The sequence below is a fragment of the Moorella mulderi DSM 14980 genome (assembly GCF_001594015.1).
Lineage (GTDB): Bacteria > Bacillota > DSM-521 > Neomoorellales > Neomoorellaceae > Neomoorella > Neomoorella mulderi.
Genome location: NZ_LTBC01000003.1, coordinates 194470 through 217232 on the forward strand (window position 1 = coordinate 194470; position 22763 = coordinate 217232).

Consider the following 22763-nt stretch of genomic DNA (forward strand, 5'->3'; position numbering starts at 1 on the left):
TTCTTCCCCCGTTCGTTTGTTTCAATCCTCGCCCGGCAGGCCGGCCGGGCAGGAGCGGCCTAAAAACTCTCCAGCAGGGACTTGACTACCAGGTACCAGCCGTCGACGAGGACAAAAAGCATGAGTTTAAAGGGCAGGGAGATCATCACCGGCGGTACCATAAACATGCCCATGGCCATTAGGGTGCTGGCAATTACCAGGTCGATAATCAGGAAAGGAATGTAGATCAAAAAACCCATCTGGAAGGCCGTCTTCAGCTCGCTGATGATAAAGGCCGGGATGAGGACGTGCATGGGCACGTCGTCACGGGTGCGGGGCTGGGCCATGCCCGACATGCGGACAAATAAGGCCAGGTCTTTTTCCCGCGTCTGGCGGTACATGAACTCCCGCACCGGTTTTGCCCCGGCAGCCAGGGCCTGCTCCTGGGTGATCTGCCCGGCCAGGTAAGGGTCAATGGCCTGGGTCTTGACCTGGTTATATACCGGCGCCATGATAAAGAAGGTTAAGAACAGGGCCAAGCCGATCAGCACCTGGTTGGGCGGTGTTTGCTGGGTGGCCAGGGCGCTGCGCACAAAAGACAGGACAATGATAATCCGGGTAAAGGAGGTCATGAGCAGCAGGATGGCCGGCACCAGGGCCAGTACCGTCAGCAGGACCAGGATTCTGACGGTATCCACCACCTGCCGGGGATCGGTGGTCTGGATTAAACTGTTAATCTCCATGGCCCCTGAACCTCTGCCAGGTCGACAACCACCCGGTCAATAGTCCCGTTAGACCCGGCGGCCTAACAGCTTCCTTTTCCTTTTCCACCAGGGACTGGAGGGGGTACACCGTTACTTCCCCCGCCGTCGCTGCCACCGCAGGATAATCAGGCAGTTCCGCCAGTAAAACCGGAGCGCCTTCCCCCAGGCCGACCAGGAAATGCCTGTCACCGCAGCGAATAACTGCCAGGCCGCTTTTACTGCTTAAAGGTAGTCTTTCCACCAGTTCCAGCTGTCCCGGCCCCACGGCTCTTCCCGTAGCCCGGCCCAGGCCAAAGCGAACCGTAGCATAGGCCAGGCCCAGGACCAGGGGTAAAAAGATTGCCAGCCGCAGTAAAGCCAGGACAAAATCGCGATCCATACCTAGTCCTGCCCTTCTTTCTTTACGTCTGCCAGGTTGTTGATCCTGACACCAAAGGCATCGTTAATCACCACCACCTCTCCCGTGGCCAGCAGGATGCCATTGACCCTGACCTCCACCGCCTCGCCGGCCAGCTTGTTAAGGGTGATCAGGGACCCTTCCTTCAGCTCTAGGATCTCCTTCACCTTCAGGCGCGTCCGGCCCAGTTCCGTAACCAGGCGTAAAGGAACATCATCAATGCGGTCAAAGCTGGCCTTCACCCTGGCTACCGGGGCCGGCTGCAGGGGTGCAAAACGGGCTTTTTCAATGCGCGGCTGGTCCTCGCCGGCAGCCATGGCCTCTAAAAGCTTCTGGATCTCCTCGTCCGTCAAAGGCATAAAAAGACTCTCCTACTGGATGATAAATTCCTCAAAATAAAGGCCACGCACTTGGCCAGCAATCAGCTGCGAATTAATGGCCGTCAAGAGTTCTCGTTTCAGGGCATCTTCATTTTGCAGGTCATCGGTCTTCTTGCTGCGCAGCACCGAAATAATGGTATCGCGGATGCGGTAGAGTTTGTCATTGAGTTCGGTAGTCAATCTTGGATCACTGTACTCCAGGGTAATCTTTGAACGCAGGTAGCGGCGCAGGCCCGGGTCGGCCAGGTTGACAACAATGGGCTCCAGGCTCATTTTCTGCATATTCACTGGTACCTGATTGCCGGCCGTTGCTGCCGCCGTCAAGCTCTTGCTGCTGCCGCCAAAGAAAAAGTAGTAAACGTAACCGCCAATTAAAAGGAGTATCACCAGGAGTAAGGCAAGGATCAACCTGGGCCGGTTCTTCTTCTCTTTTTTTTCTGCTTCTTCTTTGGGGGGCACTTCTTCCACCTCTTTCTTTATTGCAGCTGTGTCCATCTTCTTGCCAGAGCTTATCAGGTGGTCCCTATCAGCAATACTACGCGCCGGTTTTCCGCCATATGCTCCGGGGTATCGTTGGGGTAAAGGGGACGGTATTCCCCATAACCTATAGCCACAAAACGCTCCGGTTTCAGGTGGTGTTCCTCAATAAAATAACGCACCACCCGGGCGGCCCGGGCCGTGGATAACTCCCAGTTGGTAGGAAACTGGATGGTATGGATGGGACGGTTATCCGTATAGCCTTCAACGCGCACCTCATTGGGTATCTGAGATAAAAGGCCTGATAGTTTGTCCAGCAACTTGATGGCTTCGGGTTTTAAATCCGCCCTCCCGGAATCAAAGAGGATACGCTCTTTGATGTCCAGGGCGATGCCCCGTTCCTCGTAGCGCACCTCAACCATGGACTCCAGGCCGTTGGCCGTCAGGAAGTTTTTGACCGTCTGGTAGGTCTCCATCATTTCCTGGGCCCGGGCCAGGGCGGCAGCTGCCTCCGGGGTTTCCAGCTTCTCGGGGTAGTCCGCCGGCGCCGGCTCTGTTTCCACGATAGGCGACACACCACCGTCCAGAATCCCCATTCCCTGGTAGGAAGCAATAAACTGCTGGAATTTTTGCTGGTTCAATACTGAAAAGGAAAAAAGGAGGACGAAAAAGACCACCAGCTGGGTCATGAGGTCGGAGTATGTAGTCATCCACGCCGGCGCGCCTTCTTCTACCTTCTTTCGCTCCTTTTTGATGGCCATGACTAACTCCTTCCCCTCCGGGTATCTCTGCCATCCCCGAAAGCCTGCCTTCCCCGCATTATCTCTCCTCCTGCTTAAATGTTTCCTTTACTCCTCCGGTTGAAATACCTCTTAAGTTCGCTGCCGGAATACTTCTTCCTGAGCTATTTCCGCTTCACCGGCTGGCTGGCGCCGGGGTTTGGGTGCCAGGAAGGAACGCAGGCGCTCTTCCAGGATGCGCGGGTTGACGCCGGACTGGATGGAGATGATGCCTTCCAGCATCATCTGGTGTAGCATCATTTCCTGTTCGCTGCGCAGGCTGAGTTTCCCCGCCAGGGGGAGGAAAATCATATAGGCCATGATAGCGCCGTAAAACGTGGTGATCAGGGCCAGGGCCATGCTGGGACCCAGGGTTTCCGGTTTATCCAGCTTGGCCAGCATCTGCACCAGGCCAATGAGGGTGCCGATCAAGCCAAAAGAAGGAGCCAGGTTGCCCCAGGTTTTAAAGATGCCCTGGCCAATCTCATGGCGGCGGGCCATGTAGGCCATGTCTGTCTCCAGGATCTCCCGGATCATCTCCGGCTCCATGGCGTCAACCATCATCTGGATGCCTTTGCTAAAAAAGGGATCATTCAGGCGGTTGGCGTCATCCTCCAGGGCGAGCAACCCTTCCCGCCTGGCCTTGCGGGCCAGCTCGCCAAAGAGTTCGATGAGTTCTTCGGGGTCCATAAGATCGGTGGTAAAGGCCTGTTTTACCGTACCAAAGACGTTTTTAACGTCCTGGAAGCTGAAATTAATCAGGACAGCGGCAAAGGACCCCCCTAGCGTCACCATCAGAGAAGGGATATTCAAGAAGAGTTTGGGGTTACCACCCATGACCAGGGCCCCACCCATAAGGCCAATGCCGGCGATAATTCCGGCCACCGTCATGTAGTCAATGCGCCGCAACCTTTATTTCACCTCATCCTGGGAACTTGCCTGCTGGAGGATCTGGCGCCGGTAGGCAATTACCCGGGCTATAATTTCATCTACCGTCTGGGTTACTAAAACCTTTTTACCGCTGGTAAGGGTAATGACTGTTTCGGGAACACTCTCGAGGCGCTCGATGAGTTCGGCATTGAGGATTATCTCCCGCCTGTCCAGGGTGGTGACCTTGATCATATGCCTTGCCGCCCTCCTTCGAAAAGAACTTATCACCGGTTGGCTTTGTCTGGCTCGCTCCGTGGTCCTCGCGGAGCGCCCAGCACTCAACTCGTTTGTAATAGGTGTCTCTTCGCAACAAAACCGTTGCGAGTTGAGTGCTGGGTCAGCCTCGGGCTCGGGCGGGGTTCCCGGCCTATTCGGCATCCTTGCCTCAGAGGCCGGCCTCGGACCTCCTGTCCTCGGCCCCGCCCTCGCTCCTCGGCTTCGCCAGGGCCGCTTAGCCGCTCAGACCAAGTCGCTCGCTTCAGACAAATGCCAGCCCGGAATTTTCATGCTCTCGATGGTTGCAGCTCCCCGCCATGAGTGGCTCCTTCGAAAATAACGCTTTACAGTCACTACTGTCTCTAAGGCGAAAAGACTAGCGCTTCAGGTTCACCAGTTCCTGGAGCATCTGGTCGGAAACGGTAATGGTCCGGGCGTTGGCCTGGAAGCCGCGCTCGGTGATGATCATGTCGGTAAACTCCTGGGCCAGGTCAACGTTGGACATCTCCAGGGCCGAGGGGATGATGGAGGTGTTGGCCAAACCCTTACTACTATCTTCCGGCGTCCCCGTATTTTCCGTCCCAGCACTACTAGTTTTCATGTAAAGGTTCTGGCCTAATTTTTCCAGGCCTGCCGGGTTGTTAAATTTGGAAATAGTAATTACCCCAGCTACTTGGGTAGCACCATTACTATCGACATACCGTACTACACCCGTTTTATCAATACTATAACTTTGAGAGGTAGCTGGGACGTTTATTTTCTTTTCATTTGTCCCAGGAGTTACCTTTCCGGTAGTTGTATCTACGTTAGCATCGTAACCAATTACATATAAACCATCGGCGGTCACCAGGTCGCCATTATTATCGAAGTGAAAAGCTCCTGCGCGGGTATAATATACTGGGGTATTTGAGTCTTCTGGGTTAGCACTAACCCTAAAAAAACCATCTCCCTGGATCATCAAGTCCGTCCCATTCCCTGTTGAAGCAGCAGCGCCCTGGGTGTGGACGACATCAATACTATTAAGAGTAACGCCTAAGCCTATTTGTTGGGGATTGGTTCCGCCAGTTCCTGTACCGCCGGCGGAACCGCCGCGCAAGGTCTGGTAGAAGACGTCCTTAAAAGTCACCGTGCTCCGCTTGAAGCCCACGGTATTGACGTTGGCGATGTTGTCGGCGATGACATCCATGCGCAGCTGGTGGGTACGTAGTCCGGAAACACCGGAAAAAAGCGAACGCATCATGGTAAATTCCCCCTTTTTTACGGGCCGCCTCTGTCAGTCGGCAGCCCCGGGCCTCCCCGCCGGGGTCCGGCCCTACAGTAAAACGGCGCTGTCAATATTGGTAAAAACGTTCTCCCGCAGTTCCTGCCTGCTGGCCGCCGTGATGACCGTGCGGTTCTTAATGCTGACCACCAGGGCCAGGTCGTCCAGTAGGACCAGAGACTCCCGGGCACCTTTACCGGCGGCCTTGTTCACACCCTGCTCCAGGCGGACCATTTGCTCCGGTGAGAGATTTATCTTCCGGCTTTCCAGGCGCTCGCTGGCGTGGCGGGAAAACTTCAGGCCCGCCAGTTTTTCATTAAAGATTGCCTGGAAATCCTGACCTGGCTTCACCCCGGCTGCCGGCGGTTTAGCTGCCGGGGCAACCGGCGGTGTCAAGGCCTGCCACTCGATGCGGTTCAAAAGCAATCACCTACCCTTTATGCCAGTTCCAATTATTAACAAACTCCAGTAGAACCCTTTTGACCGGCCAGGGGCAGGTACTTAACTGGCAGGCTCCGTCTGGGCTGGAGTTGCCGGCATAGCTACTTCCGCAATGGCCTGCAAAGGCACCTGCTGCCCACCGACCAGGAGCATGACCCCCTCTGCTGTCCAGCTAACTTTACTCACCGTTCCCATTAAGGTCTGGTCGTCAACCACGGCCGTCACTTCTTTGCCAATCAGGCTTACCGCCTGAAGCATCATGGTCTCCTGCAGTTCTTGCCGGACCAGGTTGAAGCTCTCGTTAAGATTATTCATCTGCTCCAGGGCACTGAACTGGGCCATCTGGGCGATAAACTCAGTGTTGCTCATGGGGTTCAAGGGATCCTGGCTGCGCAGCTGAGCTGCCAGGAGCTTCAGGAAATCATCCTTACCCAGGCTCTTTGGGGTTACGGTGGCGGTTGTCCCCGACCCGGTAGCTGTCACACTGCTGGCGTTCACCGGCTAATCCCTCCTTTGTAGATACTACGTACTCTCGTTTTCTCGCGTTCGCCTGGCATTTACTATGCCAGAAAATCCAGGCGGTACCAGGAGGCAGGAACTGTTTCCTTTTCCTCGTGTCCTGCCCAGCCCGGCGTTCCCCGGTGCCAGCCCGGTGATCCCCGGCTCTGTTCGCCGCGATCCCCGGCCTGAGAACCGCTGCCGGGTCCTTCACCGCCCACCTGGACCTGGACCTGGTCCAGGCGTAAACCCTGCTGGGCTACGGCCTGGCGCATTTCCGGCACTGCCGCCTGGAGGGCCCGGGCGGCTTCGCTGTTTTCTACCAGCAGGTGCAGGACCAGCCGGCTTCCTTCCAGGGACGCCCTGAGCTTCATATTCCCCAGGCTTTCCGGCTGGAGCTGGATTTCCAGTTCCTGCTGGCTGCCGGACCGGCTCATCCTGGCTGCGGCCAGGACGGCGGCCATAACCTCAGGCGTGTTGCTTACAGGTAATGCCGCCCCGCCGGCCTGCTGGCCTATCCCCGGGAAGAGGGCACTAAAGCTTACCTGTCCGGCCGCCATGCTGCCGTTGCCGGTTATCCCCGGCCCACCGGCAGTCCTGGATCCCCTTTGGCCTCCGGTATGGTTCCTGTCCGGGCCGGGATTAGCCGGGTTAAGGATATTCCCTGGAGCTCCGGCCTGGTCCCCGGCTTCCTGGGAAAATAGCTTGCCGCCGTTTTTAGCCTGGCCCTGTACTTCGGGTACCCCTTGCCGGAAACTACCCTTGCTGCCAGCGGCCCTTAAGCCAGACGTGGTCCCCGGGCTAAGGCCATAGGCCGGCAGGCCGGCTCCCTTTTCTAAGAGTACACCTTCCGGAGTAAGGCTAACCTCATTCCCCGCTGCCCCAGGGATAGTCGCGGTAGTTAAGACCGCCTGTCCTTCCCCGGCAACCGCAGTAACCACTTCTTTACCACGGGTCACCGTGACAGTTGTTGCAGGTAACCTGCCTGTGACAGCATCAAGGCCGGCTGTTTTCTGGCCTAATCGATTAGCAGCCTCTGCCGCTGCTCCGGTATCCGCTGGGATGTTGGCCCGGTGAAATTTATTTGCCCTGGTGGCGGAAACAGCCTCTTTCCCAGCAGCTTCGCCAGGTTTGCCAGCCGGGTCTTTAGTCCCTTGCTGTCCCTCCGGGGCTTTATCCTGCTTAACGGCAGCAGCCTGGTTTTCCCCTTGTTCCTGGGAGTTCACCCCGGGCGGTGTCCGGTCTACACCGGCAGCCTCCCGGCCTGCTCCGCGTACCTGCTGGCCCGCCCGGTCATCCGGCCCGGTAGCGGCCGCTTCCCGGCCAGCGCCGTCAGGCCTTACAGTATCTACCTTTTCCCGGGCTGCCGTTTCTCGCCGGCCCTCACCTTTCCCGGACAGTTCCTGCCTGCCGGCAAATTGGGTTAAGCCAGGCCGCTGCAGCAGGCCGGCCAGGTAAAGGGTAAAATCGCTTCTTTCTCCTGAACCCCAATCCCGTTCCCGGACCGGGGCTTCCCAGCCGGCAGTCCTTGTTACAGCCTGTACGGTCATTTTTTCACCCCCTTTCGCCGAAGTGTATCATTGCTAAGGTTATTCACCTGAGCGGCGATAGAAACGACTACCTGCTGCCTCATCTATTTCCTTTTGTTCCTGCCGGGCCAGGTTGTACTGGTAGATGGCCAGCTGGCGGTCGCGCAGGCGGTCCAGGACTTTCCGCTCCTGCATGGCCACCTGCACCTGGTCGCATTTTTCCCTGACTACCAGCCGGGCCCGGGCCACCTTTTCCTGCTGGCCGGCAATGCGGCTGTCCAGGGCCTCGAGCCAGGTTGCTTCCCGGAGCAAATCGTCTGCCGCTAACGCCCCCTGAATGGCCGGACAGCTGGCCCGGAGCTGCCGGTAATGGTGCAGGCGGATCTCTTCTTCTTCCTGGTGGCGGCGGGCTGCGGCCAGCTGCAGTTTAAGCTGTTCCTCCAGGGATGCCTTGTAGGAATGTACCTTTTCCAGGGAAAAGCGGAAACCACCCACCGGGCAACGCCTCCGAAAATTTCTTAACTGAAAATGGCCGTCAAGGCTGCCAGGGTATCGTCAAAATCGCAGTATTCATCCATGCCCTGGCGCAGGAAAGCCTGGATGGCGTCATAATATTTCAAGGCCGCGTCTACCTGGGGGTTAGACCCCTGCTGGTAGGCGCCAATCTCGATTAAATCGGCTGCCTCCTGGTAGGCAGCCATGAGGTCGCGTAAGTATCCGGCCTTTGCCTGTTGCTCCCGTGAGGTAATCTCCGGCATAAGGCGGCTGATGCTCTGCAGGACGTCAATGGCCGGGTAATGATTGCGGGCCGCCAGTTTCCGGGACAGGACAATATGGCCGTCCAGGAGACCGCGCACGGTATCGGCCACCGGCTCGTTCATATCATCGCCCTCGACCAGTACCGTGTACAGGCCGGTAATAGAACCCTTCGCCCCGTTGCCGGCCCTTTCCACCAGCCGGGGCAAGGAAGCAAACACCGAAGGGGTATAGCCCCTGGTAGCCGGCGGCTCGCCAATGGCCAGGCCTACCTCCCGCTGGGCAATGGCAAAGCGGGTGAGGGAGTCCATCATCAAGAGGACGTTTTGCCCCTGATCGCGGAAATACTCGGCAATAGCCGTTGCTGTAAAGGCTCCCTTAATGCGTACCAGGGCCGGCTGGTCGGAAGTAGCGACCACTACCACCGAACGGGACAGACCTTCCGGCCCCAGGTCGCCTTCGATAAAGTCCCTCACCTCCCGGCCCCGCTCGCCAATAAGGGCAATGACATTGATATCGGCTGTGCTGTGGCGGGCAATCATCCCCAGGAGGGTGCTCTTGCCCACCCCGCTGCCGGCAAAGATGCCCACCCGCTGGCCGCAGCCGCAGGTGAGAAGGGCGTCGATGGCCTTGATCCCGGTGGCCAGGATTTCTTTAATCCGCCGCCGCGCCAGGGGATGGGGAGGGGGGTTGTTGACCGGCTGGAGATCGCTACCCACAAGGGGCCTGCCATCCAGCGGTCGGCCCAGGCCGTCCAGCACCCGGCCCATGAGACCGCGGCCCACCGGGATGAGGTGCCCATGGCCGGCCGCCATCACCCGGCAGCCGGGTCCAATGCCCTCCAGTTCCCCCAGGGGCATGAGGAGGGTCACTTCCTCCCGGAAGCCAACTACCTCGGCCACAATGGGCGCCGTGCCGTTGTTATAAATATAACAGAGTTCGCCCACGGCAGCCTTGAGGCCCCGGGCTTCAATGGTCAAGCCGGTCACCCGGGTAACTTTGCCCCCCCGGCGCCACAGGCTGGCTGTTGCCAGGCGTTGCCGGTAGGTAGTGAGGTCGGGGGCCAGGCTCACGGCCGGCCACCTGCCAAAACAGAAGTTGGCGGCTGGAAGTCGGAGGTCGGAAAACTGTGGGAACTGGCTGCGCCAGTTCCAGATAGAAAGTCCGGCGCTGTATGTGCAGCACGGGCGTCTACCCTGAAGATCTTTTTCAGTTCTTCCAGCTGGCTGTCGACGCTGGCGTCGACAAAGCCATTTTCCGTCTCTACCCGGCAGCCACCGGCCTTAAAGCCCGGGTCGGCAATCACCTGGAGCCGCGCTCCCGGTGCTGCTTCTGCCAGGAGTTCGGCGCGGCGCTGGCGGATAGTCTCGGCTGCCTCCGGGGAGGCGTAAATTATGTAATTCTGCCCCTCGGCCACCTGGCGGATGGCCTGGCGGGCGATTTCTAACACCAGGTCCGGCCGCAGTTCTATTTCCTGGCCTATTATTTTGCTGGCAATGGCCAGGGCCAGTTCGATAATTTCACCTTCAGCGGCGCTAATCGTCTCCTGATAAGCCTTCTGCGCCTCTGCCAGGACCTGCCGGGCTTCTTCCCGGGCGGCTTCAGCCTCCCGGCGAATACGCTCGGCTTCCTCCTCGGCCCGGGCCAGTCCTTCCTGGTAGCCCCGGGCCTCGCCGGCGGCCCGGGCCTCCTCTAGGACTTCCTGCCGCTCCTCCATGGCTGCCTCCTTAATGGCCGCCGCCTCCCGGCGGGCCTGCTCCAGGATGGCGGCCGCCTCTTCCCGGGCGGCAGACACTTCCTGCGCGGCATTAGCTTCCATTTCGTCCCGGGCTTCCGGCTTGCCGGCCTCCTCTCCGGTATACTCTATAGCCGCTGCCACCTGCACGGGGCGCAGGGGGATCACCCTTTCGCCCCAACCTGCTCCAGCTTTTTTTAGTATCCTAGACAACAATGGCGTCTTCGCCTCCCCGGGCGATGATAATCTCGCCAGCTTCGTCCAGGCGGCGGATAATCTGGACAATGCGCTGCTGGGCTTCTTCCACATCCCGGAGGCGCGCCGGGCCCATATACTCGATATCCTCTTTGAGCATCTCGCCGGCCCGCTTGGAGAGGTTGCGGTAAATGCGGTTGGCCACCTCCTCGCTGGCCGCCTTGAGGGCCAGGGCCAGGTCTTTGAGGTCGACTTCCCTGAGGACGCGGCGGATGGAGTTATCATCCAGGGTCAGGATATCTTCAAAGACAAACATGCGCTTACGGATCTCGTCGGCCAGTTCAGGGTCATCCTGTTCCAGGGATTCCAGGATGGTCCGCTCGGTGCTGCGGTCGGCCCGGTTCAAGATATCCACCAGGCTCTTTAACCCACCGGCAACGGCAAAGTCCTGGCCTACAAGGGAAGACAAACGCTGTTCCAGGATACTCTCCAGCTCCCGCAGTGTCTCCGGGGAAGTACGCTCCATGAGGGCAATCCTTTTGGCCACGTCGGCCTGTAACTGGTCCGGCAGGGCCCCCAGGACTACCGCTGCCTGCTCCGGTTCCAGGTAAGCCAGGATCAGGGCTATAGTCTGGGGATGCTCGTTATAAATAAAGTTCACCAGCTGCTTGGGGTCGGCCTTGCGGATCATATTGAAGGGACGGATTTTAGAGCTGGCCAGGAGCTTTTTAACAATCTCCGCTGCCCGGGCCGGCCCCAGGGTTTTCTCCAGCACCTCCCGGGCATACTTCATGCCTCCCTGGAGGATGAACATCTGGGCATCGCTTAGCTGCAGGAACTCATCGACGATCTGCTGCATTATTGCCGGGTCGATGGAGGTAGTGTTGGCAATCTGGTAAGTAATGCGCTCGATATCTTCCTGGGCCATTTGTTTTAAAATTAAAGATGATAACTCCGGCCCGACGGTAATCAAAAAAATCGCTGCCTTTTCCAGGCCGGTAAGGGCCTTCTGCTTTGCCAATCAAGCCACCCCTAATCTTCAGCCAGCCAGGCCTTGATTAACAAAGCCGCATCCTCCGGCCGCTGGCGGATGATTTCCCTTAAACGCTCCAGTTTGGCCTTGCGTTCGGCTTCCTGGCGCTCTTTTTCCACATCCACCGGTTCTACCGGCTGAACTGCCAGGGGTTCTACCGGGACACCAGCCTGCGTACCGGCCAGTAAAGCCTCGCCGGGCAGCCGCGCTTGTAAAGCTTTCTGCCGCCGGCGGCGTAACAGGAGTATGATTAACACCCCCATTAAGAGCAAGGCCCCCAGCCCTGCCGCTCCCCACAGAAGATACTGCTGGAGCAACTGCTGGCGCTGCTGCCGGGCCTCCATTTCAGCCGCCATCTGCTGCTGCAGGGAATTGTCAAAGGCCATACTGGTAACGGTAATCTGGTCGCCCCGGGCCGGGTTGTAACCCACGGCGGCACTGACAATCTGCTGGATCTGGTTGTCCATAGCCGGGCTCACCGGACCGTTGACAGCCACCGCCGTAGAAAGCCGTCTTACCTGGCCGGGAGCCACGATGGTATGGGTCTGGGTCTGGTCCAGCTCATAGTTATGAACAGTATCGGATTTATTATAATTCCCCGGGGCAGGGTTAATCGCCTGGTATACCGGAGGCTGGGTGTTGGGCGGCGTCCCGGCCGGCCCACCGGTGCCACCGGTAGTGCCCTGCTCAGTTTTAATTTGCTCGCTCCTCAAGGCGCCTTCCTTGCCCCAGACCGTCTGCTTAATTTCCTGCTGGTCGAAGTTCAGGTCGGCAGTGACCATGGCCACGGCTTTCCCCGGACCCAGGATCTGGGTCAACATAGCCTGTAACCGCTGTTCCAGGTCCCTTTCATACTGCCTTTTTAATTCCATCTGGGTTTGCTGCTTCTGGGTTAAAGGCGCCGTATCGCTGCCGGCCAGGCCATCGCTCAAGACGTTGCCGTACATATCAATGACGCGGATATTCTCGAGCTTGAGACCCGCTACACTGGCAGCCACCAGCTCCATGATGCCCTTGACCTGTTCCGGCTTCAGCCGCGCCAGGGGTTTTAGTTTCAGCATTACCGCCGCCGAGGGCGGCTGCTGTTCCTGTAAAAAGACACTGGGCTGGGGGATGACCAGGTGCACGCGGGCGTCTTCCACTTCATTCATGGCCACAATCGTGCGCTGCAGCTCTCCCTGCAGGGCGCGCTGGTAATCCAGGTTGCGCTCAAAATCGGTCATGCCCAGCTTGTTCTGGTCAAAGAGTTCAAACCCTTGACCGCTGTTTAAAACCCCGGCGCTGGCCAGGTCCAGGCGCAGCTGGTAAAGCTGGTCTTTAGGAACCAGGATGGTCGTCCCTTCACCTGCCAGCTGGTAGGGCACCTTCATTTCCTTTAACTTTTCCACCACCGCTGCCGCATCCCGCTGCTGCAGGTTGGTAAACAGGGGTGCATACTGGGGCTTCAGCAGCCACTGCACCAGAAAGGCGCCCCCCAGCAGGGCGGCTATACTTATAGCCATAAGGGCCGAACGCCGCCCGGGGGTTAAACCCTGCCAGAAATTTTTTATCCTCTCCAGTATATCTTTAACCTTCATCTTGGGCTCCCTGAAGGTAAATTTACTTGACAACCATAATTAATATCAATGCCAGGACAAAATGCCTCCCTTGCCAGAAAGCTTTTCTCAGCCAGGGACACCCCGCCGCGCCACCCAAAAACGAGTGATTTACCAGGAAGTACTGTACCGCTGTTAGTCCAGCTCAACTGCGGCATATGAATATGGCCTACAACCGGCTTGCTGCTAAACCTGCATGCGGGAGATTTCCTGGTAAGCCTCCACGGCCTTATTGCGCACCTGCACGGCCAGCTGGAGGGAAAGGTTGGCCTGCTCCAGGGCCAGCATGACCTGGTGGACGTCCTCGATTTTACCGGCCAGGTACTCCTGGGTAAGGGCATCGGCCTGCTGCTGCAGGGTGTTGATTTCCCCCAGTTTTTCCCGCAGGACTTCACCAAAAGACCTGGTTACGGCTTCTGTACCCCCGGGCACGGCCGGGGGTTGCTGGCTCTCCTGGAGGGGAGCCGGCATTAACAGGGAAACTGGTGTAAGAAGCATGGGAATCACTTCCTTTACCTAAATCTCCGCCTCTCACTTTAGCGGCAGCCAAGCACCCTGCTCCTAACGCCCGATCTCCAGGGCCTTCAGGGTCATGGCCTTGGCCGCATTCAATACGGTGACGTTGGCCTCATAGGCCCTGGTGGCGGTTATCATATCTACCATTTCGGTAACGATATTAATATTTGGTAAAGCCACATAGCCGTTAGGGTCAGCATCAGGGTGAGAAGGGTCATATACCAGGCGGGGCGGCGTATTATCCTCCACAATGGCCGCCACCTCCACGCCCCTGCCAGGGGCCTGACCCGGTGATTGTCCCAGGGCTTCCCGCAGCTTCTCCGCAAAAACGGGTACCTGCCGCCGGTACGGGCCACCCCGGGGCGTCCTGGTGGTATTTATATTAGCCAGGTTGTTGGCAATGAGATCCAGGCGCAGGCGCTCGGCTGTAAGACCGGAAGCGCTGATGGCCAGGGCCGGTAATAATTCCACCCCTAACGCCTCCCTTCGTTGATCACATAGCGCAGCATGGCCAGCCGGCCGTTTAGCTGCTGCGTGGCAAAATTAAAGTTCAAGCTGTTCTGGGCCAGATCGACCATCTCCCGGTCGATATCCACGTTATTGCCGTCCTGGCGCATGCTGGTACTGTTATCCTGGTTAACCTCCGGGGTAAGATCTGAGCCTCCTGCCGGGAGGTGATAAGGGTTAGTACGGTACAGGGGCAGACCCGGCTCTAATCCCAGGGCCTGGCTGAGTTTCTCTTCAAAGGAAACTTCGTAGCGCTTGAAGCCGGGGGTATTGACATTGGCAATATTGTGGGCGATGACCCGCTGCCGCAAAGTCGCCGTGTCCAGGGCCTTTTCCAGGATATAGATGGCCGGCGTCATAAACATCCATCTTTCCCCCTTTTTCCCGGAAAAACGATATTTTTCTCCAGCACTTACCACTTTAGCATTTCTATGGGAATTTGGGTATCAGACTTAAGTCCTAAATTTGTCTGGGACTTTGGTCCTAAAAGAAAAACCCGTTTACCGGGCAGCTTAAAGAACCGGAAACGGCAGCCTGGCAATCATAGTCCGGTCCCACTCTGCCCGGACCTTAGACCCATAGCTTTGCGCGCATCCCCTTTCGGAGAGCTTGCCCTTGACGCCCGGAGTAAGAAAATTTTACCTTGGACACTTTCGATATTTATTCAACACGATTTGCCAAATTCCTGCAGGTTGAGAGAAATTTAACCAAAAAAAAAAGAACCGTTCCACCCCTTCAAGAACAGCCTCCTATTTTTCTTTCCTCTAAAGATTTCGCTTCCAACTGTGGTATAATATAGCCATCACAATCAGCCTGGAATCGGTATAGATACGACAATCATCGTGGAAAGGATATAGGGCTGTAATATATAACATTAAGGGAAGGACAGAAGAAAGGGGGTTCTAAAGAATGGCGGCAGTCGAGGTTGCCCGCCGGCGTTTTACTGTTGACGAATATTACCAGATGGCCCGGGCAGGCATTCTAGGAGAAAATGACCGGGTAGAGCTGATTGATGGGGAGATTATAGAGATGGTGCCAATAGGGACCAGGCACGCCGCATGTGTGAGACGGATGAATCGCATCTTTAGCACCAAAATAGGCGATAATGCCCTGGTAGACACCCAGAACCCTTTACGCTTGGATCAAAACTCGGAACCCCAGCCTGACTTGATGTTGCTTAAGGCCCGCGATGATTATTATGCTTCTTTCCACCCCCGGCCGGAGGACGTGCTATTGTTAGTTGAAGTGGCTGACACTTCGGTGGCCTATGACCGCGAAGTAAAGGTAAACCTGTATGCGAAGGGCGGGGTAAATGAAGTATGGCTGGTTAACCTCCAGGCGCAGCAGGTGACTGCCTATCGCCTGCCTTCGCCGTCCGGGTATAGAGAGGTTAAAGAATACGGGCGCGGCGACCATATTTCGCTGCTGGCTTTCCCGGGACTAAACATTCCAGTCCAGGATATAATACCGGGAGATTAGCCCCGGGCTTTTCCCGCCATCCCCGCACCCGTTTCTTCATCTACTTGATTAAACTCATCCTGGCCTGCCGGGGCCTTTCTTCCCGGCAGCTTTCCAGCTGCAGGCGCCGCAGGATGACCATATCTCCCTGTACTTCTACGGCTACATGATCACCCGTTTCCCAACCCAGCTCCTGCCGGATTTCTTTCGGGATAACTACCTGCCCCCGGCTTGATAGTTTGGTTATCTCAACCTGCTTGCTCATGAGTTTTTTCCCCCGCCCCTGCCTTTTTGCAAATATCAGCCCTGCCGGTCCATGCCGGTCCTCGTCCGGTAATCATGGGTGCGGTATATCCTGGCCGCCTCTTCCCAGGCATCGCGCAAATGCTGGAGAATATCAATCACATCATTAATCATCTTAGCGTCTTTTTTCAGATTTGCCTGGATAAGATGCCAAAGCATAAAATCATAAAGACGATGGAGATTGGAGGCAATTTCTCCCGCATCATGGTTCAGGGTAATCATCAATTCCTTGATGATATCCTGGGCGCGGAGAAGGTTATTATTTACCCCCGCGTAATCTTTTTTCTCCAGGCAGCTTACTCCCAGCCGGCAGAAGCGCAGGGCGCCGTCGTACAGCATCAGGACCAGTTTTTCCTGGGAAAGGGTAAAGACCTGCTGCTGCCGGTAGGCCTGGTAAGGGTTATTCACGGCCACGGGTAACACCTGCTCTTATATCAAGGTATCCAGGATCAGTCCCACCATCTGCTGCATGCGGGAAGCAACTTCCATAACATTCTCCGGTGGGATACGGCGGATAATTTTTCCTTCGTTGATATCTACGACATAAACGTATAACTCATTGTTCTCCCGGTCGACTTTGAACCGCAGTTCGATATTAAAAGCTTCGGCGGCCTTGTTGAGCTGCTCGACCGACTTTTCCAGCTGCTTTTCTCCCGGCTGCTGCCTTTCTTCTTGCTGCTGCTTTCTTTCAGTATTAATCTTAATTCCTTTGCTCTCCTGGACCTGAAAACCGGCCGTCTGGTTCTGCACCTGGTTTAAGACCAGCGGGTCAACCCCTTCGACACGCATCAGGCCGCCTCCTTTCCCTTATACGTTATACTTTTAAAAACGCCGCTTGCCCGCGCCTGCTGCTATAAACTAATATCGGCAGCAGCGGTTTCAACTTTACCTGCTGTTCGCTCAAACTTTGTAACCGGAAAATCTTGGGTCACTTACAAGTTTTTATCGATAAAAAAACCGCTGCCGCCACCCCGGTGGTAGACGAGCACAGCTTTTTTAACCTTACGGAAATCTTCTAGCTCCTTTTTAAACCGGGTAAAATTCTCCCTTATCCTGCGGCGGTTTTCTTCGTCTGCCTCTTTTACTTTTTCCATCAGGGCAGTTATCTTCCCAAGGAGCAGATCCACCGTCTCCGGTTCCTCACCGCCGGCACTTCCATCGCCTGCAGGCACTACCGGAATAGCTGATTCATCCCGCCCCTGCCTGTTCTCCTGTACCTTGCCGGCAATGTGCCCCGTCTTCATGGCCCGGCCCGCGACCGGCAGCTCCGCTTCCCGGTCACTTATCTTATCCTCCAGGACCTTAAGGGCGGCAATACATTCTTCCCGGCGTTCAAGCACCTGTAAAAGCTCCCCGGCCCTGTCCGGGGTCAGAAGCTCTCCCTGGGCCAGGGTCAGGTTATAAATTTCTTGCCAGAGCCGCTTTTTTTCCCGCAGCAGGGCTACAAGCTCGTTTGCCAATTTCCCCGTCTCCTGTTGACCGTTTTATACCTCAGGGCAGGACCAGACCGTGCCGCTATTCCCGACTTTTCCCTTTTCCTTCAATATTGTTTGCTGGTGGTTGAGCGCCCGCTTTTTACTACCGGCTGCCCATGCTGAACTGCTGTGCCAGCCAGGCACTCTGGGCATTCATCTGATTGATGGCCTGTTCCATGGCCGTGAACTGGCGATAGTAGCGGTCCTCCACCTGCTTGAGGCGGTCTTCCATATCATTGATACTCTCATCGATTTCCCGCAGGCGCTGGCCAATGTAGCTGTTATCGGCCAGTGTAAAGGTACTGTCACTGCCGGCCTTCTTGGAAATTTGCGAGATAGCGTTATTGACATCGTCATACAGCCTCATGGCGATGCCCTTTTCGCTGTATTTATCGGCGCTTTTGGTAAAGAGGTTCATCACGCCGGTGGGGTCCTTCTGGATGGCATCCCTGAGCTTAGCCTCATCGATATAGAGCTTGCCCTTTTCTTCATAAAGGCCGGTGGTTATCCCCAGATCCGAAAGATCATTATACTGACTACCCGTCAATCCCGGCACTATGGTGGCCATAGTTTGGCGCATGGTGTTTACTATCCCGTCCAGGAGCGGGTCGTTTTGCAGCAGGCCGCTCCGGGCCAGCTCCTCCCATTTTTTGATCTCGTCATCTGATAGGGCCTTCCTCTGGTCGTCGGTCAAAGGAGGATAATCCCGGTGGCGGGTTTCGGCCAGCTTAGCGTTAATTTTTCCTATAACATCATTGTAGGCATTTATAAAATCTTTGATGGAGTTAATGATAGCATCAGTATCGGAGCTGACGGTTACATTGGCGGTAACGTTCGCCTGCCGCAGCTCGTAAGTGACGCCGGCGATGGTGAAAGTATTGGTGGGCTCGGAAAATGTAACGCCGTTAAGGGTAAATTGGGCGTTCACACCGGTATAGTCAGTACCTACTACAAGGGATTGAGGTGAAGTTATTTCAGATGTACCTATAACGCCCGATGTTATTTGAAGCTGTAATGTACTGTTTGTACCGCTTAGAAAACTATTATCATCCTTTACTACCTTAAGATGCTGGGTTTCCCCGGTACCAGGGCTTATAAGCATAAAACGATTGTTGACACTGTCGTAGGAAGCCTGAATCCCCAGGTTAGCGGCGTTGATTTCTTTTACCACATCATAGATTGTCTTTTCGCCTGTAGCAAAGCTAAACGTTTGCTGCTTATAACTCCCGTCCGCGTTTTTAACTGAACCCTCCAGGGTAAAAGTAATGGTCCCGCTAAGACCAAACTGCTCTGCAAGCTTTTTAGTCGTTCCGTCTGATGCTGTTTCCTCATTTAACCTATTAGCGCTCATGACGGTGATACCCTTAGCCAAATTCTGAATGTCTATAGTATAAAAGCCCTCGACGGCAGCGGAAGTAGCGGTGACTCCCACTGCGCCCTCGTTGCTGCTGGTCGCCTTTTTAGCTAAATAGGTCGCCTGCAGCTTCATATTAAAGACTTTATCCCGGAAGGTGCGCAGGCTGTTGTTAATCGTCCGGTAGTCTTCCTGCTGCCACTGGAGAATCTGCTTTTGCTGCTTTAATTTATCGACCGGTATCCTCTCGACCGCCATCAGGCTCTTAATAATGGATTCCGTATCTATACCGGAAGCCAGCCCGCTGATCCTGAGGGTGTTTAAGGTATTGGTAGTTATCACCAGGCCATCATCGCCCTTTCGTCCTTAACTCTTAGTAAATATAATTCGTCTATTAGGTGCGAAAGTTTAGTAAGGTGGTTGTTAAAAGAAAAAACCTTGAGGCTTAACTTCAGCCCCGCACCAGGCACTTGGCCTTTTGTACCATCTCGAGAAACATCCGGGCGTTTTTGTTTTCCGGCTCTAACCGCAGGACCCCGGCAAAGACATTCCCCGCATCTTCCCAGCGTTCAAGCTTGTGCTATATTACCATGCAATATTGATAAATTGGCAGGCCTGGGGTAAAATAGTGGTAAGAACGTAATATTGAACGCGGTTAAAGTCTTTTGGGTAAGAGGTTAAAAATGAACTATTTATGCTTATGCTATAGTCGGGGATAAAGAGGCCGAGAAATAAATCATGGATACTATACAGGTAAAAAGAAGACAGAACGAAAAGAAGTTTGGTAATTGGGATGAGTTGCCAAATGGGGGAAGAAGATATTGGTATGACGTTCCTGGCCGCAGGGGTTGGAGTGCCAGGTATGTAAAGGAAGTAGATAGTAACGAAAATACTATTTACTTCTACCAGGAGATTTATGATAACCGGAGGCAATTGGTTGAAGTGCATCGAAAATACCCTGTAGATCAAGGTCATGAGAAGGTTAGCGAGGTGGAAGAAAGTGATAACCAAACAGGATGTGGCCAACAAGCTAATTAGCTACCTTGGTCACCGCCTTACCCTTGCTGAATTGGTAGACTGGGCTGAAAAAGTGATGATGGAAGGGGAATTTGAGGAAGGCGATTTGCCATTACTAAGAGATATAGTAGCACGGTTAGGTTTAAGTGACACCATCGCTTTTGGCTTGAGCTGGGAGGATTGTAGAAACTTTTTACAGTCGCTTGGATATGATGTAAAGGAAAGGTGATAAAGATTTATGGCCGTGGAACAAATCATTAAAGAAATAAAACAACTGGACTGTGATGATAAGGCCAGGCTACTACGTTTTCTTGAGGCGGAGCTTATTGAAGAAGACCCCAATAATGAAGACCTAATGGAAGATTTTATTGGCTCAATAAAAAATTATCAAAGACATTTAAAGGGACAGCAGGTTATGAGGAAGATTTATACAGCGGCTCCTCCGGTCTTTAATTACCTGCTCAACTTGTAAAGGGCATACTGGTTTAAGGAAACTCCTTCCTTTTGCGCTTCTATGGCCAGTTTTCTATGAAGACTTTTAGGAATCCGTAGCACAAATTTGCCACTGTAATTCTCGCTGCCGGTAGGTTCTGGAATGGGATCTCCATGTTCCAGCTTTACTTCCAACCATCCTTCCATAGCCTCACGTAAATTTTGATATGCTTCCTCAAAAGTGCTGCCATGGCTCTGGCAACCATCGAATTCCAGTACTCGCCCGAAAAAGTAGTTGCCACTTTCATCTGTTACCGGCTGAATTAAATAAGTGTAAGGTAAATTCATATAGTAGCTGACGTCTCTACTTTCGGTCATGGTTTCAAGGCAGGAGTTCATTTGTTTTTCCAGGGATAGAACCCGGCTTTTTATTTCCCGATCCTTTCAAGGATATCCCTAATGTAAGCAGCCTTTAACGGATTTTCCTCTTTGATTGTAATGACATCGCCCTGGCTATTTCGGAAATGACGGTGGGAGCCTTTCTTTCTCACTAATATATAGCCGAAACTTTCCAGCACTTGAGCCGCTTCATTAAAACGAATCCCGTTAGGCTGCGTTTGCATCTTCTGGATAATTTTTTCTACTCCTGCCATTAGCACCTCCTCCTTGCTTATAAAGTATCATATTCGATACTATTATTCAAGACAAAGGACATAAGATTAAGCATCCAGGAGTGTAACCATTTTGTGTAAATGCAACGCTAGTGGTCAACAATAAACCAAGGATAGACCCGTCAGCTCGTTTACCCAAAAGAAAGCGTTACCGTTTTTCAGAATATCATGGATAACCAATGGACTTGGATGACGATTCCGCTTATTATTGATGCCGGCTGAAGCCACCCATAAGTGACATTTGCTCGCATCGTTCATCAAGGTAGGCTCCCAGGAATTTTCGGAGCCATGGTGTGGAAGGAGACATAGGGCCGTTGACTGAAGCTCAGATCTCATATGGTTACTAAAGTCATTATAATTCTTCGTCAAATCAAGATCACCCATAAGGAGTTGCCCAGCACCCAGCGTTGATAATAAAGTTGCCAAGCAACCAGGACAATGCTCCGGTGCGTTGCAATAACGCAATGGATAATAAGAAAAAACAATATTATTGCTGCATTCCACGGTAATCGATCTGGCTCTATTAAGGGGCCCATGATACAAAACTAGAGAAGTTGCATTTAGCCTATTGTTAGTTCCAATTATGTATTTGTAACACTTTCTCACTCGATTTCTTTTGCTTTTACAACGTAAAATTTCTTGCAGTTCAGAGGCATTACATAAGTTATGTAGGCAATCCCTGAATTTTTGCAGACATGAATCTTCCACCTTTTGCACGAAGAAACGAAATTCCCACTCTGCTACTGGGACAACCCTCCCGTGATGCGTTCTAAACCTGAGTTTTCCGCCGCTGAGGTGAGTTCTCCACCTTTGTCTCGTTTCCTCTTTTTCCTCTTCCAGCATTGGTTCCAGCACTCGCCATAGCTCATCTCTAAATTCCCAGTGCTCATTCGCAAAATCATTTTCTCGAAAAGGCCCCGCCAAGCCCTCCCGTTCGTATTCTTCTCCTGCGGGTAAAACAAGAATAATTCGGGCTATTTTTTGTGTACCCAAAAGATAATCTACCGGGTCTTTAATAAACGAAACATACCAATCTGGTACTCTAGTGGCCCTTAGAGCCAGCAGCATCCTTTCAAAGTGAGAAACGTAAGGCATAATGACAAGTTTTGCTGACATTCGTCCAAGCAAATAATCAAGACCGGACACATGATCATTATCAAGATGAGAAATTACCAGGACATCTATCGTTGATTTTGAGCTCGAATACATGCTAAACCAGCGGTCAATGGCCCTAACCACCGAGGTTAGGGACCTGCTACCGCAATCATACACAAATAAAAAGTCCTCGATCTGCCCTGTATAGAACAGCCCTTGGCCGACATTATGAAAATGAAACTGGTAAATCGCCTGAAAATTTGACATAGCTTGCGATACCCCCCTCTCCTCTTAACTGTAAGCTACAGAGGATGTAATTTCACTCACCATACTAAAAGACAAAGAACGCTGGGAGGCTGTCAGAACCTCTATTATCTCAAGGACACCCTCCATCAACAAGGAGATCAAGTTAAAAGGAAAATCCATCCCTGGTTCAGACGTTAGAAGAAACTATCAGCTGCACGGAAAAGATTGTAACCCCAACGGCAACCGTCCAAGAGGTTTGCATCTTCCCGACCGGGTGGTGAGTATCTTTGATACTGAAGCCCGGCCCATTAAAAAGAGTAAGGCCCATGCCCCGGTAGAGTTTGGCTATAAGGTGCTGCTCCAGGAAGCAGAACACATGATAATCACCGGCTATGAGGTGTTAGGGGGAACCCAGCGGATGATACCTTGCTCCTTGGCTCAGTGGAGGACCATACTGAGACTTTCAACCATCCACCCCGTGCCCTCGCTGCCGATAGAGGTTCGGCAAAATACTTCAGGGCCTTTGGCGGTTCAGGGAACAAAAATAGTTGCCATCAACTTGGGGTAAAGCAAGTCAGCTTACCCCGGAAAGGTAAAATCAGTAAAGCTTGCAAAGCCTTCGACGTGGCTGGCAGGATTTCCTGCCGATAGGCGCTGGTTATTGCTTAATGTAGCACTCAAGCCAGCGCTTTATCAGGATCATTCCATCACATCCGCTCGCATG

31 protein-coding genes, 1 pseudogene and 1 riboswitch are annotated in these 22763 nt (G+C 54.1%); of the genes and pseudogenes, 5 read left to right on the top strand and 27 right to left on the bottom strand.

Going from position 1 to position 22763, the window contains the following annotated elements:
* Positions 1-59 precede the first annotated feature (59 nt).
* The 19 genes from fliP to flgB form a co-directional block, all read right to left on the bottom strand.
* Positions 60-722: a flagellar type III secretion system pore protein FliP gene (gene fliP / locus MOMUL_RS06130; protein WP_062282904.1), complete on the bottom strand. Its 663-nt coding sequence runs from the start codon at positions 720-722 to the stop codon at positions 60-62.
* Positions 712-1122, bottom strand: coding sequence for a flagellar biosynthetic protein FliO (locus MOMUL_RS06135; RefSeq protein ID WP_062282907.1), 411 nt, complete (start codon positions 1120-1122; stop codon positions 712-714). Before MOMUL_RS06135 ends, fliP begins: the two co-directional genes overlap by 11 nt.
* A 2-nt stretch (positions 1123-1124) precedes the next feature.
* The gene (gene fliN / locus MOMUL_RS06140; RefSeq protein ID WP_062282910.1) at positions 1125-1499 is read right to left on the bottom strand and encodes a flagellar motor switch protein FliN; all 375 of its coding nucleotides are present in this window, start codon (positions 1497-1499) and stop codon (positions 1125-1127) included.
* A 12-nt stretch (positions 1500-1511) separates the two neighbouring features.
* A complete protein-coding gene (locus MOMUL_RS06145; protein WP_084785501.1) occupies positions 1512-2015 on the bottom strand; it encodes a flagellar basal body-associated FliL family protein in 504 nt (167 codons plus the stop codon).
* Between the two features lie 17 nt (positions 2016-2032).
* Positions 2033-2758 (bottom strand): OmpA family protein, encoded by a 726-nt coding sequence (locus MOMUL_RS06150; RefSeq protein ID WP_084785502.1) that lies wholly within the window; start codon positions 2756-2758, stop codon positions 2033-2035.
* 111 nt (positions 2759-2869) lie between these two features.
* Entirely contained in the window at positions 2870-3685 is an 816-nt protein-coding gene (locus MOMUL_RS06155) for a motility protein A (protein ID WP_064774346.1), read from the bottom strand.
* 3 nt (positions 3686-3688) lie between these two features.
* Positions 3689-3898 carry a flagellar FlbD family protein gene (locus tag MOMUL_RS06160; RefSeq protein WP_054937834.1) on the bottom strand — a complete coding sequence of 70 codons (210 nt, stop codon included), beginning with the start codon at positions 3896-3898 and terminating at the stop codon, positions 3689-3691.
* Between the two features lie 400 nt (positions 3899-4298).
* A complete protein-coding gene (locus MOMUL_RS06170) occupies positions 4299-5162 on the bottom strand; it encodes a flagellar hook-basal body complex protein (RefSeq protein ID WP_062282919.1) in 864 nt (287 codons plus the stop codon).
* A 72-nt stretch (positions 5163-5234) separates the two neighbouring features.
* Positions 5235-5603, bottom strand: coding sequence for a TIGR02530 family flagellar biosynthesis protein (locus MOMUL_RS06175; protein WP_236713011.1), 369 nt, complete (start codon positions 5601-5603; stop codon positions 5235-5237).
* An 81-nt stretch (positions 5604-5684) separates the two neighbouring features.
* Entirely contained in the window at positions 5685-6122 is a 438-nt protein-coding gene (locus MOMUL_RS06180) for a flagellar hook capping FlgD N-terminal domain-containing protein (protein ID WP_062282925.1), read from the bottom strand.
* 62 nt (positions 6123-6184) lie between these two features.
* Positions 6185-7672, bottom strand: a complete 1488-nt coding sequence (locus MOMUL_RS06185; RefSeq protein WP_062282928.1) for a flagellar hook-length control protein FliK — start codon at positions 7670-7672, stop codon at positions 6185-6187.
* A gap of 39 nt (positions 7673-7711) precedes the next feature.
* On the bottom strand, positions 7712-8146 hold the full coding sequence (gene fliJ, locus MOMUL_RS06190; protein WP_062282931.1) for a flagellar export protein FliJ: 435 nt from the start codon (positions 8144-8146) through the stop codon (positions 7712-7714).
* Between the two features lie 23 nt (positions 8147-8169).
* On the bottom strand, positions 8170-9480 hold the full coding sequence (gene fliI / locus MOMUL_RS06195; RefSeq protein ID WP_062282935.1) for a flagellar protein export ATPase FliI: 1311 nt from the start codon (positions 9478-9480) through the stop codon (positions 8170-8172).
* Entirely contained in the window at positions 9477-10358 is an 882-nt protein-coding gene (locus MOMUL_RS06200) for a FliH/SctL family protein (RefSeq protein ID WP_153018273.1), read from the bottom strand. Before MOMUL_RS06200 ends, fliI begins: the two co-directional genes overlap by 4 nt.
* Positions 10348-11358, bottom strand: a complete 1011-nt coding sequence (fliG, locus tag MOMUL_RS06205; protein WP_054937827.1) for a flagellar motor switch protein FliG — start codon at positions 11356-11358, stop codon at positions 10348-10350. Before fliG ends, MOMUL_RS06200 begins: the two co-directional genes overlap by 11 nt.
* A gap of 11 nt (positions 11359-11369) precedes the next feature.
* A complete protein-coding gene (gene fliF / locus MOMUL_RS06210; protein WP_169802174.1) occupies positions 11370-12980 on the bottom strand; it encodes a flagellar basal-body MS-ring/collar protein FliF in 1611 nt (536 codons plus the stop codon).
* 171 nt (positions 12981-13151) lie between these two features.
* On the bottom strand, positions 13152-13463 hold the full coding sequence (gene fliE / locus MOMUL_RS06215) for a flagellar hook-basal body complex protein FliE (RefSeq protein WP_062282942.1): 312 nt from the start codon (positions 13461-13463) through the stop codon (positions 13152-13154).
* A 63-nt stretch (positions 13464-13526) separates the two neighbouring features.
* The gene (gene flgC, locus MOMUL_RS06220; RefSeq protein ID WP_062282944.1) at positions 13527-13952 is read right to left on the bottom strand and encodes a flagellar basal body rod protein FlgC; all 426 of its coding nucleotides are present in this window, start codon (positions 13950-13952) and stop codon (positions 13527-13529) included.
* Between the two features lie 2 nt (positions 13953-13954).
* On the bottom strand, positions 13955-14353 hold the full coding sequence (gene flgB, locus MOMUL_RS06225) for a flagellar basal body rod protein FlgB (RefSeq protein WP_062282946.1): 399 nt from the start codon (positions 14351-14353) through the stop codon (positions 13955-13957).
* 160 nt (positions 14354-14513) lie between these two features.
* A riboswitch (cyclic di-GMP riboswitch) is annotated at positions 14514-14612 on the bottom strand.
* 285 nt (positions 14613-14897) lie between these two features.
* On the opposite strand from flgB, the gene MOMUL_RS06230 reads away from it, so the two are divergent.
* Positions 14898-15467 (top strand): Uma2 family endonuclease, encoded by a 570-nt coding sequence (locus MOMUL_RS06230; RefSeq protein ID WP_062282948.1) that lies wholly within the window; start codon positions 14898-14900, stop codon positions 15465-15467.
* 40 nt (positions 15468-15507) lie between these two features.
* On the opposite strand, the gene MOMUL_RS06235 is transcribed toward MOMUL_RS06230, so the two are convergent.
* The 5 genes from MOMUL_RS06235 to MOMUL_RS06255 form a co-directional block, all read right to left on the bottom strand.
* Positions 15508-15711: an AbrB/MazE/SpoVT family DNA-binding domain-containing protein gene (locus MOMUL_RS06235; protein ID WP_062282950.1), complete on the bottom strand. Its 204-nt coding sequence runs from the start codon at positions 15709-15711 to the stop codon at positions 15508-15510.
* 35 nt (positions 15712-15746) lie between these two features.
* Complete coding sequence (gene fliS, locus MOMUL_RS06240) at positions 15747-16172, bottom strand: flagellar export chaperone FliS (protein ID WP_236713012.1); 426 nt, start codon at positions 16170-16172, stop codon at positions 15747-15749.
* A 6-nt stretch (positions 16173-16178) separates the two neighbouring features.
* A complete protein-coding gene (locus MOMUL_RS06245; RefSeq protein ID WP_062282955.1) occupies positions 16179-16538 on the bottom strand; it encodes a flagellar protein FlaG in 360 nt (119 codons plus the stop codon).
* A 143-nt stretch (positions 16539-16681) separates the two neighbouring features.
* Complete coding sequence (flgN, locus tag MOMUL_RS06250) at positions 16682-17209, bottom strand: flagellar export chaperone FlgN (RefSeq protein WP_062282956.1); 528 nt, start codon at positions 17207-17209, stop codon at positions 16682-16684.
* A gap of 118 nt (positions 17210-17327) precedes the next feature.
* On the bottom strand, positions 17328-18920 hold the full coding sequence (locus MOMUL_RS06255; RefSeq protein ID WP_201786473.1) for a flagellar hook-associated protein 2: 1593 nt from the start codon (positions 18918-18920) through the stop codon (positions 17328-17330).
* Between the two features lie 396 nt (positions 18921-19316).
* On the opposite strand from MOMUL_RS06255, the gene MOMUL_RS15680 reads away from it, so the two are divergent.
* The 3 genes from MOMUL_RS15680 to MOMUL_RS06270 are packed head-to-tail and all read left to right on the top strand — an operon-like array spanning position 19317 to position 20067.
* On the top strand, positions 19317-19616 hold the full coding sequence (locus tag MOMUL_RS15680) for a hypothetical protein (protein WP_084785503.1): 300 nt from the start codon (positions 19317-19319) through the stop codon (positions 19614-19616).
* The gene (locus MOMUL_RS06265) at positions 19597-19824 is read left to right on the top strand and encodes a hypothetical protein (RefSeq protein WP_201786474.1); all 228 of its coding nucleotides are present in this window, start codon (positions 19597-19599) and stop codon (positions 19822-19824) included. The genes MOMUL_RS15680 and MOMUL_RS06265 overlap by 20 nt, the downstream gene beginning before the upstream one ends.
* A 9-nt stretch (positions 19825-19833) precedes the next feature.
* Entirely contained in the window at positions 19834-20067 is a 234-nt protein-coding gene (locus tag MOMUL_RS06270; protein ID WP_062282967.1) for a hypothetical protein, read from the top strand.
* On the opposite strand, the gene MOMUL_RS06275 is transcribed toward MOMUL_RS06270, so the two are convergent.
* The 3 genes from MOMUL_RS06275 to MOMUL_RS16150 all read right to left on the bottom strand — a co-directional run bounded on the left by MOMUL_RS06275 (position 20049) and on the right by MOMUL_RS16150 (position 22060).
* Positions 20049-20405: a type II toxin-antitoxin system HicB family antitoxin gene (locus MOMUL_RS06275; RefSeq protein WP_062283374.1), complete on the bottom strand. Its 357-nt coding sequence runs from the start codon at positions 20403-20405 to the stop codon at positions 20049-20051. The two genes, MOMUL_RS06270 and MOMUL_RS06275, sit on opposite strands and share 19 nt — an antisense overlap.
* A 50-nt stretch (positions 20406-20455) precedes the next feature.
* Positions 20456-20680: a type II toxin-antitoxin system HicA family toxin gene (locus MOMUL_RS06280; RefSeq protein ID WP_062282970.1), complete on the bottom strand. Its 225-nt coding sequence runs from the start codon at positions 20678-20680 to the stop codon at positions 20456-20458.
* 114 nt (positions 20681-20794) lie between these two features.
* A complete protein-coding gene (locus MOMUL_RS16150; protein WP_062282972.1) occupies positions 20795-22060 on the bottom strand; it encodes a ComEC/Rec2 family competence protein in 1266 nt (421 codons plus the stop codon).
* A gap of 111 nt (positions 22061-22171) precedes the next feature.
* Here MOMUL_RS16150 and MOMUL_RS15685 point away from each other — a divergent pair.
* A pseudogene (locus tag MOMUL_RS15685) lies at positions 22172-22660 on the top strand (ISNCY family transposase); the annotation flags it as partial.
* Positions 22661-22763: the final 103 nt, after the last annotated feature.